The sequence below is a fragment of the Collinsella sp. LCP19S3_A6 genome (genome assembly GCF_052122015.1).
In the GTDB taxonomy this organism is placed as follows: Bacteria; Actinomycetota; Coriobacteriia; order Coriobacteriales; family Coriobacteriaceae; genus Collinsella.
In genome coordinates, this window is record NZ_JBQKDD010000007.1 from 118,823 (window position 1) to 130,236 (window position 11,414).

The 11,414-nt window shown below is 59.2% G+C and carries 11 protein-coding genes and 3 tRNA genes; 13 read left to right on the forward strand and 1 reads right to left on the reverse strand.

Annotation, left to right across the window (positions count from 1 at the left end):
- Positions 1-122 precede the first annotated feature (122 nt).
- From ACTQVX_RS06200 to proC, 10 genes are all read left to right on the forward strand, one after another.
- Positions 123-195, forward strand: a tRNA-Phe gene (locus ACTQVX_RS06200).
- Between the two features lie 603 nt (positions 196-798).
- Positions 799-1,860 carry a glycoside hydrolase family 5 protein gene (locus tag ACTQVX_RS06205; RefSeq protein WP_427719073.1) on the forward strand — a complete coding sequence of 354 codons (1,062 nt, stop codon included), beginning with the start codon at positions 799-801 and terminating at the stop codon, positions 1,858-1,860.
- A 6-nt stretch (positions 1,861-1,866) separates the two neighbouring features.
- On the forward strand, positions 1,867-2,745 hold the full coding sequence (gene rsmI / locus ACTQVX_RS06210) for a 16S rRNA (cytidine(1402)-2'-O)-methyltransferase (protein ID WP_441031689.1): 879 nt from the start codon (positions 1,867-1,869) through the stop codon (positions 2,743-2,745).
- Positions 2,746-2,814: 69 nt separating this feature from the next.
- Positions 2,815-4,416: a methionine--tRNA ligase gene (gene metG / locus ACTQVX_RS06215; RefSeq protein WP_441031687.1), complete on the forward strand. Its 1,602-nt coding sequence runs from the start codon at positions 2,815-2,817 to the stop codon at positions 4,414-4,416.
- Positions 4,417-4,523: 107 nt separating this feature from the next.
- Entirely contained in the window at positions 4,524-5,384 is an 861-nt protein-coding gene (rsmA, locus tag ACTQVX_RS06220) for a 16S rRNA (adenine(1518)-N(6)/adenine(1519)-N(6))-dimethyltransferase RsmA (RefSeq protein ID WP_441031685.1), read from the forward strand.
- Positions 5,374-6,291, forward strand: coding sequence for a TatD family hydrolase (locus tag ACTQVX_RS06225; RefSeq protein WP_441560590.1), 918 nt, complete (start codon positions 5,374-5,376; stop codon positions 6,289-6,291). The genes rsmA and ACTQVX_RS06225 overlap by 11 nt, the downstream gene beginning before the upstream one ends.
- Before the next feature lie 42 nt (positions 6,292-6,333).
- Positions 6,334-6,420, forward strand: a tRNA-Leu gene (locus tag ACTQVX_RS06230).
- Positions 6,421-6,537: 117 nt separating this feature from the next.
- Positions 6,538-7,476: an SPFH domain-containing protein gene (locus ACTQVX_RS06235; protein ID WP_117848150.1), complete on the forward strand. Its 939-nt coding sequence runs from the start codon at positions 6,538-6,540 to the stop codon at positions 7,474-7,476.
- Between the two features lie 6 nt (positions 7,477-7,482).
- A complete protein-coding gene (gene rlmH / locus ACTQVX_RS06240) occupies positions 7,483-7,953 on the forward strand; it encodes a 23S rRNA (pseudouridine(1915)-N(3))-methyltransferase RlmH (RefSeq protein WP_370450649.1) in 471 nt (156 codons plus the stop codon).
- 73 nt (positions 7,954-8,026) lie between these two features.
- Entirely contained in the window at positions 8,027-8,797 is a 771-nt protein-coding gene (gene proC / locus ACTQVX_RS06245) for a pyrroline-5-carboxylate reductase (protein WP_441031680.1), read from the forward strand.
- Between the two features lie 156 nt (positions 8,798-8,953).
- On the opposite strand, the gene ACTQVX_RS06250 is transcribed toward proC, so the two are convergent.
- A complete protein-coding gene (locus tag ACTQVX_RS06250) occupies positions 8,954-9,127 on the reverse strand; it encodes a DUF6724 family protein (protein ID WP_195838594.1) in 174 nt (57 codons plus the stop codon).
- 111 nt (positions 9,128-9,238) lie between these two features.
- Between ACTQVX_RS06250 and serS the strand changes: the two genes are divergently transcribed.
- The 3 genes from serS (at position 9,239) to ACTQVX_RS06265 (ending at position 11,224) form a co-directional block, all read left to right on the forward strand.
- Positions 9,239-10,522 carry a serine--tRNA ligase gene (gene serS, locus ACTQVX_RS06255; RefSeq protein WP_118080822.1) on the forward strand — a complete coding sequence of 428 codons (1,284 nt, stop codon included), beginning with the start codon at positions 9,239-9,241 and terminating at the stop codon, positions 10,520-10,522.
- A gap of 173 nt (positions 10,523-10,695) precedes the next feature.
- Complete coding sequence (locus ACTQVX_RS06260; RefSeq protein WP_441031677.1) at positions 10,696-11,073, forward strand: hypothetical protein; 378 nt, start codon at positions 10,696-10,698, stop codon at positions 11,071-11,073.
- A 74-nt stretch (positions 11,074-11,147) separates the two neighbouring features.
- Positions 11,148-11,224: transfer RNA gene (locus ACTQVX_RS06265), tRNA-Arg, on the forward strand.
- The last annotated feature ends 190 nt before the right edge of the window (positions 11,225-11,414 follow it).

Below are 11,414 nucleotides of genomic sequence, written 5' to 3' on the forward strand. Positions count from 1 at the left end.
GTCTCTGACGTGCTGCTTTACAGAACCGAGGCGGTGTCCAAAAACTTTTTTCAAATTCTCGGTTGACCGGAGCGCGTCCTTGGTTATACTAATCAAGCCTTGAAACAAGGCACACCTCAAATGGCTGGGTAGCTCAGTTGGTAGAGCAGAGGACTGAAAATCCTCGTGTCAGGGGTTCGATTCCCTTCCCCGCCACCTTGAATTGACTAGGACCTCTGCAAAGGGGTCCTTTTCTTTTATGTAGCCCCCGCACGGAATCGAACCCCGAGAGGGCGCGGAGCTGAGGAAACGCGATAGCGTTTGCCAGCGTAGCTCGCAAGGCGCGCAAGCGCCGCAGCGGTCCGTCCGCGCAGCGCGCGGACGCGATTCCCTTCCCCGCCACCTTGAATTGACTAGGACCTCTGCAAAGAGGTCCTTTTCTTTTATGTGGACCCGCGGAAAACGCATCCCAGAATTTCAATCCTGAGCGGGATGCGCTTTCCGCTTTAGGGGCGCTTGGGAAAATGCGACCCGGAATGACGTGAAATTACGGGACATGCTTTCCGGTTGGGCCCGCTGGCGGAAAATGCATTCCATTATTGAGCAAAAAAACGGGATGCGCCTTCCGGCGCCTGCCTTCGGCGCGCGTGCACATCTTGGCGTACCATCTCGGGTGTGCCCGCCCAGACATTACTCCTACTTTTGCGCCACTTTGCAGACCGTTCGATCGGCTGTCCGTGTGCGCGGGTATACTCAAAACGATACTTTTCCTATGCAATACGATGCGGGTTCGCCCTGCACGATTCGAAGGGGGCCGTGATGGAGAGGATACTCGGCGTTAATCTCTCTGGCTGGTTTATTCCCGAGCCTTGGGTGACCCCGTCGCTGTACGCGGCGACAGGTGCGTCCAATGCGGCGGAACTGCAAGAAGCCATGGGCACTGCTGCCTATAACGAGCGCATGCGTCGCCATTATGAGACATTCGTAAGCGAAGATGATTTTCGCCGTATGGCGCAGATTGGTCTCAATGCCGTGCGTTTGCCGGTGCCCTGGTATGCCTTTGGCTCGCAGGAGTCCGATGCGTCCTACATTTCGGTTATCGACTACATTGACCGTGCAATTGAGTGGGCTGCCAAGTACGACATTCGCGTGCTGCTCGATCTAGCGACTGTGCCCGGTGGCCAGGGCGATTCCAACGATTCGCCCACCACGCCGGAGGCTGTTGCCGAGTGGCATTCGTCCACCAACGGTCGTCACGTTGCGCTCGACGTGCTGGAGCGTTTGGCCGATCGCTACGGCGAAGCCGAAAGCCTTCTGGGCATTGAGCTGCTGGATGCACCTCGAATGAGTGTCCGCAAGAGTCTCTTTACCATGACGGATGGCATTCCGGCCCACTACCTGCGCAATTTCTATCGCGATGCCTACGAGCTCGTCCGTTCGTATATGCCCGAGGATAAGATCGTCGTCTTTTCGTCCTCAGGACATCCCGGCGAGTGGAAGCATTTTATGCGCGGCGCCAAGTACAAGAACGTCTACATGGACCTTCACCTGTACCATTACCGCGACGAGCATGCGCTCGACATCACGAGCCCCCGCGGGCTGACGACGGCGATTTCGCGTAACAAGCGCGAGCTTAAAGAAGCGATTTCAACTGGGTTCCCCGTGCTGGTGGGCGAATGGTCGGGCGCGGCGATCTTTGCCAACTCGTCGGTTACGCCCGAGGGCCGCAATGCCTACGAGCGCGTGTTTATCGCCAACCAGCTGGCTTCGTTTGCGCCGGCTGCCGGTTGGTTCTTCCAAACGTGGAAGACCGAGAAACGCATCGCAGCATGGGACGCCCGCGCGGCGCTCGGTACGCTCGAGCGCGGCATGATTGAATAGGTTGATATGACGCAAAACAGCGCCCGTACGGGCAAACTCTATGTGGTCGGAACACCCATCGGCAACCTGGGCGACCTGTCTCCGCGCGTTGGCGAGGCGTTTGCCGCCGCCGATGCCATCTGCTGCGAAGACACGCGCGTGACCTCAAAGCTACTGATGCACCTGGGAATTTCCAAGCCGCTTGTCCGTTGCGACGAGAATGTGATCGCCAGCCGCGCCACCGGTCTGGTCGACCGCCTGCTGGCGGGTGAGACCCTTGCCTTTGCCTCGGATGCCGGCATGCCGAGCGTGTCCGATCCCGGCCAGGCGCTGGTCGAGGCGGCGCGCGAGGCCGATGTGCCCGTCGAAGTTATTCCCGGCCCCTCTGCTTGCGTCACGGCGCTCGTATCGTCCGGCATTCCCTGCGAGCATTTTTTCTTCGAGGGCTTTTTGGGCCGAAAGCACGGCGACCGCGTACGCCGTTTGCAGCGCCTTGCCGTGGTGCCCGGCGCGCTCATCTTCTACGAGTCTCCACATCGCATCGTGGCGACGCTCGAGGCCGTGGCAGAGGTCTTTCCCCAGCGTGAGGTTGCCGTCTGCCGCGAACTCACCAAGCTGCACGAGGAGGTCTTGCGCGGGACCGCCGCCCAGCTTGCCGAGGGGCTGCGTGCTCGCGGCGAAGTAAAGGGCGAGATTGCGCTGGTCATCGCGCCACCGAGTGAAGACGAGGAGACCGGCATCGTGCCGGTTGGCGCAGCGGCAGCGGATCCCGACGAGGCCCTGCGCGAGGATATCCGCGCCGCGCTCGAGGAGGGGGAGCCCGCCTCTGCGGTGGCCAAGCGTCTGTCTCAGAAGTATTCACGCCGCAAACGCGATGTCTATGCCATGGTGCTCAATATGCAATAGATGGAGGATATCCAGCCCTTGCGTTAGAATCATCCCCTGTATGCAACGTTTTTCTGGAGGACAAACCCCATGGATCAAAGCAAGCCTTCGTTCTTTATCACGACCCCCATCTACTACGTCAATGCCGATCCGCATCTGGGCACGGCTTATTCCACCATCATCGCCGACGTTCAGGCTCGCTATCGCCGCTCCGCTGGCTATAACGTCAAGTTCCTGACCGGCATGGACGAGCACGGCGAGAAGGTCGCCGAGGCCGCAGCCAAGCATGGCATGACGCCGCAGGAGTGGACCGACAGCCAGGCTCCGCACTTCAAGGAGCTTTGGAGCAAACTCGAGATCTCCAACGACGACTTCATCCGCACCACCGAGCCGCGCCAGCATCATGCGGTGCAGTATCTGTGGGAGCGCATGAAGGAGTCTGGCTACCTGTATAAGGGCAGCTACGACGGTTGGTACTGTGTGCCCGACGAGACTTACTTTACCGACACGCAGGTCCAGAAGGGTGACGAGGAGTACGGCAGCGTCGGCCAGCACCTGTGCCCCGACTGTCATCGTCCGCTCGAGCGCGTGCAGGAGGAGTCCTACTTCTTCAAGCTTTCCGCTTTCCAGGACAAGCTGCTCAAGCTCTATGACGAGCATCCCGATTTCGTCGAGCCTGCATTCCGCATGAACGAGGTGCGTAGCTTTGTCGAGGGCGGCCTCAACGACCTTTCCGTGAGCCGTACGAGCTTTGACTGGGGCATCCAGGTTCCATTCGATGAGGGCCATGTGACCTATGTGTGGTTCGACGCGCTGCTCAACTACATGACGGCTGTCGGCTACGGTGTCGACACCGACGAGGCCCGTGCCGAGCTGGCCTATCGCTGGCCTGCGCAGTTCCACATTGTGGGCAAGGACATCATTCGCTTTCACTGCGTCATTTGGCCCGCTATGCTCATGGCCATTGGCGAGGCTCTGCCCGAGCACGTCTTTGCCCACGGCTTCCTGACCGTGCGCAATGCCGAGACTGGCAAGGCCGAGAAGATGTCCAAGAGCCGTGGCAACGCCATTGCCCCGCTGGATGTTATCGACATGCTGGGCGTCGAGGGTTATCGCTACTACTTTATGACCGACGTGGTCCCCGGCACCGACGGCGCTATCAGCTTCGATCGCATGGAGCAGGTCTACAACGCCGATCTCGCTAACAGCTGGGGCAACCTCATCTCGCGTTCGCTCAACATGAGCGGTAAGTACTTTGATGGTTGCGCGCCCGCCAAGCCCGCATCGTTCGATGCGTTCGATAACCCGCTGGCAAAGATCGCCGATGGCCTGGCCGGGCGCTACATGGCCAAGATGGACGTGCTCGATTACGGTGGAGCCAAAGACGAGGTTATGGAGCTCATCCACGCCGCCAACCACTACATCGAGGACTCCGAGCCCTGGGCACTTGCCAAGGACGAGGCCAAGGCCGACGAGCTGGCGTTTGTGATCTACAACCTCCTCGAGGCCATCCGCATTGCCGCTCACCTGCTGATGCCGCTCATGCCCCAGACTTCTACCGAGGCCCTGCGCCGCCTGTCGTGCGAGGACGAGGCCGCGAGCGACGATCTCAAGGGCATTTGCGCTTGGGGTCTGCTTGCCGGTGGTCAGCCCGTCGAGAAGGGTGAGCCGCTGTTCCCGCGCCTGGGTTAAGACGCCGCGCGCCATATCGGCAATCTGCTGTTTAGGTGTAAGGGCATGGCCGCAACGGTCCATGCCCTTTTGTTTCAAGACGCCGCCACCATGCTAAGGAGGCAACTATGACAACTTCGCCTTTGGCAAACCCCACGGCAACAAGGGAGCTGCTGGAGGAGTTTGGCCTTGCGACCAAGCATCGCCTGGGCCAGAACTTCCTGATCGACAACCATGTGATCGAGCGTATTTGCGAGCTTTCCGAACTTGCGGGCGATGAGCGCGTGCTCGAGGTTGGTCCGGGCGTTGGAACGCTCACGCTTGCGCTGCTTCAGGAGGCGGCGTGCGTCACGTCGATTGAGGCCGATCCCGAGCTCGAGCCGGTGCTCGATGCCCATGCCGCCGACTATGCCAACTTCCGCTTTATCATGGGCGACGCGCTCAAGGTGTGCCCGGAGCAGATTGAGCAGGCCGCGGGCGGTGAGCCGACGGTATTTGTCGCGAACTTGCCCTATAACGTGGCAGCGACGATCATTCTGCAGTTCTTCCAGACGATGCCCGCGCTCAAGCGCGCCGTCGTCATGGTTCAAAAGGAGGTTGCCGATCGCATTGCCGCAACGCCGGGCAACAAGACCTACGGCGGCTATACGGCAAAGCTCGGCCTGTATGCGCAGGTGACGGGTCGCTTTGAGGTGCCGCCGCGCTGCTTTATGCCGGCGCCGCATGTGGATTCGGCCGTCGTGCGCATCGACCGTGTTGACGGCGTAGCGCCCGAGGGGCTTGATCGCGAGTTTGTGGCCCGCGTGATTGACGCTGCGTTTGCTCAGCGTCGCAAGACCATCCGCAATTCCATGAGCGCCAACGGCTTTGCCAAGGACGTGCTCGATGCCGCCTTTGAGGCTTGCGGCATCGCGCCCACCACACGCGCCGAGACGCTTGGCGTTGCCGATTTTGTCCGTCTGGCTCAGGAGCTAATCCATGATGCCTAATGACGAGCGCGTGACGTTTACCAAGAAAAAGAAAACGGTTGCTTGCCCCGCGCCCTTGGCGCCGCTTGCCGATACGCATGCGCACCTGCTCTCGTTTTGGGGCAAGGAAGTACCCGAGACGCTTGTGCGCGCCAAGGCTGCAGGCGTCGACCTGTTGGTGACGATTTTTGATCCCATTGCCGACAAACGCAGCGTGACGGACTATAGCGACTGGCTGGTGCGCGAGATTTTGCCGATGCGGGATATTCCGCAGATAAAGTATCTCGCCGGTGTGCACCCCTATGGCGCGCCGGACTATACCGATGACATCCATGCACAGGTCGTTGCTGCGCTTCATGATCCCTTATGCGTCGGTATCGGGGAGATCGGTCTGGACTACCACATGGATTACGAGGACGGCATCGCGCCGGCGCCCCACAGCGTGCAGATCGACTGTATGGCGCGCCAACTCGAGGTTGCCGTACGCCGCAATGTGCCGGTAGAGCTGCATCTGCGTCATGAGGACACGGACGAGGAGCGCTCCTCGCATGTGGATGCGTACAACGTGCTGCGCGAGGTGGGTGTGCCTCAGGCCGGTTGCGTGCTGCATTGCTTTGGCGAGGATCGCGCCACGATGGAGCGCTTTGTGGATTTGGGTTGTTACATCGCCTATGGCGGCGCGGCCACCTTTAAGCGCAACAATGATGTGCGCGAGGCATTCGCGGCGACCCCGCTCGACCGTATTTTGTTCGAGACAGATTGTCCCTATATGGCGCCGGAGCCCATTCGCGGTCTTGAGTGTGAGCCGGCAATGATTTCCATCACGGCAAACGCGCTGGTTAATGACCGTGTCGATCGTACTGGAGAGAAAGCAGAGGCAATTGCGCAAGCTGCGTGGGACAATGCCTGCAAACTTTTTCAAAAATAGTCTTGCGTTCACGGTGGCGCTCCGTTATTCTAATTCCTGCACGCGGGCGTGGCGGAATTGGCAGACGCGTACGGTTCAGGTCCGTATGGGGGCAACCCCATGAAGGTTCAAGTCCTTTCGCCCGCACCATTGATTGAAAGAGCTCCCAGCAATGGGAGCTTTTTTGTTATGGGCTTCCTGATGGTGTCACATGGCTGCTTTGTGCGGGTATCCTAGTGCCAACGTGTGCCCATCGGAGGAGAGACCATGCTGTTATCCGGTATTATCGCTGCCCTTACGAGCCTTCTGCTTCCCATCATCATTTTGTTGCTACTGCTTCCCAACGCCTGCTATGTCGTTGAACAGCAGCATGCTGTGATCATCGAGCGCCTGGGCAAGTTTAACCGCATCGTCAACGCGGGTTTCCACATGAAGGTGCCCGTGATCGACCGCAAGGCCGCCACGGTGAGTCTGCGCACCATGAAAAACGGTTTTGGGATCGACGTTAAGACCCAGGACAACGTGACTATCGGCCTTGAGGTCTCTGCTCAGTACCACGTGAGCTATGACATGGGAGCCGGCCCGGCAGATTCGGGCATCTACAAGAGCTACTACATGCTGCAGGAGCCCGTCGACCAGATGCGCGACTTCATTACCGATGCCCTGCGCTCTTCCATCCCTGTCTATACCCTTGATGAGGTCTTTGCCAAGAAGGATGACATTGCCAAGGACGTCAACGCCACCGTATCCGAGCAGATGGCCGCCTACGGCTTTACCCTCGTGTCGACGCTCATCACCAAGATCGCGCTGCCGACCGAGGTCGAGAACTCTATGAATGACATCAACGCCGCCCAGCGTAAGCGCGCTGCTGCGCAGGAGCTCGCTGAGGCCGACCGCATCAAGCGCGTTACCGAGGCGACCGCCGAGGCCGAGGCAATGGAAAAGGCGGGCGAAGGCATCGCCAACCAGCGCAAGGCCATCGCGCTGGGTATCAAGGATTCGCTCGAGATTATCCAGGAGACGGGCGTCGGCAACGATGAGGCCAACCAGCTGTTCATGTTTACGCAATGGTCCGAGATGATGACGGAGTTCGCTCGCACGGGTAAAACATCGACGGTCGTGCTGCCGAGCGACTTTTCGCAGTCGGCCTCTATGTTCGAGCAGATGCTGACCGCCGGCAAAGTTCAAAACGATTCGAAGGAGTAGGCGCGCGTGAAGTGCACCGTTGTATGCGTCGGTAAGCTCAAAGAGCGTTTTTGGAAGGATGCCTGCGCCGAGTACACCAAGCGCCTGGGCGCCTATGCCAAGGTGGATATGCGCGAGGTGGCCGATATCGACCCGGCCAAGGCGGGCGGCGTGGATGCCGCGCGCGACAAGGAGGGAGCGGCGATTCTTGCAGCCCTGCCGCCCCGAGCGCATGTGATTCTGCTGGCCATTGAGGGCAAAGAGCGCTCGAGTGAGGAACTCTCGGCGCGGCTCGATGATCTTATGTTGCGAGGCAACAGCGACATCGCCTTTGTGATTGGCGGATCGGACGGCGTGAGCGACGATGTTCGCTCACGAGCTGACGAAATGCTCAGCTTTGGACGCATTACCTTGCCGCATAACTTGGCGCGCGTGGTGCTGCTGGAGCAGGTCTACCGCGCCTGCAAGATTAGCCGTGGTGAGCCGTATCACAAATAGGTCGGCAACACGAAACAATGCCGTGGGACAATAGCTCTCGATTTGAAGAACCTGTCTGAGAGGACTATGAGATATGAAGATTGGATTTGTCGGTTTTGGCAATATGGCGAGCGCTATGGCCGATGGCTGGATTGCCGCCGGTGTGGCTGCGAGCGACATGTGTGCCTGCGCGGGCCGCTACGATGCCCTGGTTGAGCGCTGTGAGGCGCGTGGGATACTTGCCTGTCGTGATGCGGCGGAGGTTGTCGCTGTATCCGATATCGTGGTTGCTGCGGTCAAGCCGTACATGATCGAGAAGGTCTTCGCTCCGCTCAAGGATACTCTTGCCGATAAGGTCGTCCTTTCGGTCGCCTGGACTTGGGACAGTGCCAAGTGGGAGCAGGTTCTGCCGGGTGTCGCGCACATCTCGACGGTCCCCAATACACCGGTTTCGGTGGGCGAGGGCGTCATTGCCTGCGAGAAGTCCTCTGCGCTCAACGGCGAGCAGCGTGCCGTGGTGCTCGACCTGCTCGGAAAGCTTGGCACTGTCGTTGAGCTCGATACGAGCTTGCTGTTTGTGGGTGGTACCGTGGGCGGTTGCGCCCCGGCATTTGTTGCCATGGCGATTGAGGCCCTGGGCGACGCGGCCGTCAAGCACGGCATTCCGCGCGCTGACGCCTATCGCATTGTGAGCCAGATGGTTCTGGGTACGGCGAAACTGCAGCTTGCAACTGGGCAGCATCCTGCGGCGATGAAGGATGCCGTGTGCTCGCCCGGCGGCGCAACCATCAAGGGCGTCGTCGCGCTCGAGGACGCCGGCATGCGCAGCGCCCTGGTCAAGGCCATCGACGCCACCCTTCAGTAAACCTGCCATTTAGGGACAGGTTTATTTTGGCAGGTTTTTCCTGCGGTTTTATCTCTATAGCGAAAAGCGCCCCGCAACCGGGTTGATACCGGTTGCGGGGCGCTTGCATTTGCCCAGATAAAACCGACCAAAATAAACCTGTCCCTAAATGGCAGGTTAGTCCCAGAAGCTGTCTTGATCTTCTTCGGATTTGGGCCCGCGGTCGACGTAGAGCTTATGGGTGCGCTTCTCCATTACAAAGGCAAGAATCGCAAACAGCAGGATGCCGCCGGCGAAAAGGATGGCAAAACCGGTGCGGGTGCCAAACAAAAAGGAAAAAACTGCGTCCATTGGGTGCCTTCTTGCGTAGTTGAGTTGGGTCGTAAACGCTCATAAGTATATACTTGCCCATACATGTACAAGGTTGCAACCTAAATGGAATGTATATCGCCGGAGGATCTAATGCTTGATATCAAGTTTGTTCGCGAGAACCCCGATGCCATCGATACCGCCATGGCTAACCGCCAGACGTCTTGGGATCGCGAGAAGTTCTTTGAGCTCGACGATGAGCGTCGTGCCGTCATCACCGAGGTCGAGGAGCTCCAGGCCACGCGTAATGCCGAGTCCAAGAAGATCGGCGCCCTGATGAAGGAGGGCAAGAAGGACGAGGCCGAGGCCGCCAAGGAGGCCGTGCGCGCCGTCAACGAGAAGATCGACGGTCTGGCCGAGCGCCGCACCGCTCTCGAGCAGGAGCAGTACGACTTTATGGCTCACCTGCCCAACATTCCCTGCGAGGCCACCCCGTACGGCAAGGACGAGGACGAGAACATCGAGCGCCGTCGTTGGGGCACCCCGCGTGAGTTCGACTTCGACTTTAAACCGCACTGGGATCTGGGCACCGACCTCGACATCCTCGACTTCGAGCGCGGCAACAAGCTCTCCGGTAGCCGCTTCACCGTTCTCGGTGGCGCCGGCGCCCGTCTGGAGCGCGCCCTCATCAACTTCTTCCTCGATACGCACACTAGCCGTGGTTTTAAGGAGTGGTGGCCGCCCATCGTCGTCAAGCGCCAGACCATGTTTGGCACGGGCCAGCTGCCCAAGTTCGAGGACGACGCCTATCATGTCTCGGGCGATAACTTCCTGATCCCCACCGCCGAGGTCGTGCTTACCAACCTGCACGCCGGCGAGGTTCTCGATGCCGACACCCTGCCGCGCCGCTACACCGCCTTCACCCCCTGCTTCCGCGAGGAGGCCGGCTCCGCTGGTCGCGACACCCGCGGCATCATCCGCCAGCACGAGTTCGACAAGGTCGAGATGGTCAAGTTTGCCAAGCCGGAGGAGTCCGACGAGGAACTCGAGAGCATGACCGCCGAGGCCGAGTTCCTGCTTCAGCAGCTGGGTCTTCCGTATCGCGTGATTAGCCTGTGCACCGGCGACTTGGGCTTCTCTGCCCGTCAGACCTACGACATCGAGGTCTGGCTGCCGAGCTACAACGCCTACAAGGAGATTAGCTCCTGCTCCAACTGCGGCGACTTCCAGGCCCGCCGCGCCAACATCAAGTATCGCGATCCCGAGAACTTCAAGGGCTCGCGCTACCTGCACACCCTTAACGGTTCCGGTCTGCCGGCTGGCCGCACCATGGCCGCCATTCTGGAGAACTACCAGAACGCCGACGGCACCATTACGATCCCCGAGGTTCTGCGTCCTTACATGGGCGGCCTCGAGAAGATCGAGCCGGTCGCGTAGGTTTGCTGCATAAGCGATTTGCGGGGGCGCCCCTATCCGGGGCGCCTTTTTTGTGCGCGGAGCCTTACCATGTCGCGCGGACAGCTCAATACAAAATACACGAACAAATGTTCTGTATACGCTCGTCTACCTGCTATGCTTTTACTAGATACGAGCGGGAGAAGGGGGATGTGATGGACCTGTTTGATGAGCGGGTAGTTTTATTTGAGAGCGATGAAGGTGGGGAGCACCTGCTAGTTACGTGTGAGCCATCGGGTATGGGTGGCTTGGTGGTGAGGCAAACGAGCGAGGGTCCGTTGACCCAATGGTGCTTTGAGGAGTCGCCACATGTAGTTGAGACCTTTGTGACGCACGAAGGGCTTGCAACACTCGAACGGTTCTATGGAGTCGGGACTTCTAGCCAGGTGGCACGCATGCTGAGTATCTCGTTTGCCGAGTATGATTGCGCCCAGCGGGTGCGCTCGCTATTGAAGGAACTCGGCGTTGGGTTCGATGTGGTTGAAAAGCCGATCGATCGTATGGGAAACGGTGATACATGCGGAGCTGCATGAGGAAAATGGTCTAGAAAAAAATCAAGATTGTGCTTGACTCCAATTAACTAAAATGGTTTCATATGTCTTGCGCTGCGGCGTTACCTCAGCTGGATAGAGGGTCTGACTACGAATCAGAACGTCATAGGTTCGAATCCTATACGCCGCACCAATCGAACTTGAAGCCTCCGGCAACGGGGGCTTTTCTTTTTAATATGAGAAAGCCATTGTCAATAGGCGTGTTTGTTCGAGCCCGGTTTTAAACCGGGCTTTTTCGTTTCCCGTCGGGAGGGCCCGCGCACGCTGCACGTTTAGTCGACGCTTGCCTGGCAAGCTAATATCCGCGGGCTCTTGCGGGCGCG

Bases quoted from the DNA above. Each gene is read 5' to 3' on its own strand.
- ACTQVX_RS06205 (WP_427719073.1), top strand. From the start codon at position 799: ATGGAGAGGATACTCGGCGTTAATCTCTCTGGCTGGTTTATTCCCGAG.
- ACTQVX_RS06225 (WP_441560590.1), top strand. From the start codon at position 5,374: ATGATGCCTAATGACGAGCGCGTGACGTTTACCAAGAAAAAGAAAACG.
- ACTQVX_RS06250 (WP_195838594.1), bottom strand. From the start codon at position 9,127: ATGGACGCAGTTTTTTCCTTTTTGTTTGGCACCCGCACCGGTTTTGCC.
- metG (WP_441031687.1), top strand. From the start codon at position 2,815: ATGGATCAAAGCAAGCCTTCGTTCTTTATCACGACCCCCATCTACTAC.
- proC (WP_441031680.1), top strand. From the start codon at position 8,027: ATGAAGATTGGATTTGTCGGTTTTGGCAATATGGCGAGCGCTATGGCC.
- ACTQVX_RS06235 (WP_117848150.1), top strand. From the start codon at position 6,538: ATGCTGTTATCCGGTATTATCGCTGCCCTTACGAGCCTTCTGCTTCCC.
- serS (WP_118080822.1), top strand. From the start codon at position 9,239: ATGCTTGATATCAAGTTTGTTCGCGAGAACCCCGATGCCATCGATACC.
- rsmA (WP_441031685.1), top strand. From the start codon at position 4,524: ATGACAACTTCGCCTTTGGCAAACCCCACGGCAACAAGGGAGCTGCTG.
- ACTQVX_RS06260 (WP_441031677.1), top strand. From the start codon at position 10,696: ATGGACCTGTTTGATGAGCGGGTAGTTTTATTTGAGAGCGATGAAGGT.
- rsmI (WP_441031689.1), top strand. From the start codon at position 1,867: ATGACGCAAAACAGCGCCCGTACGGGCAAACTCTATGTGGTCGGAACA.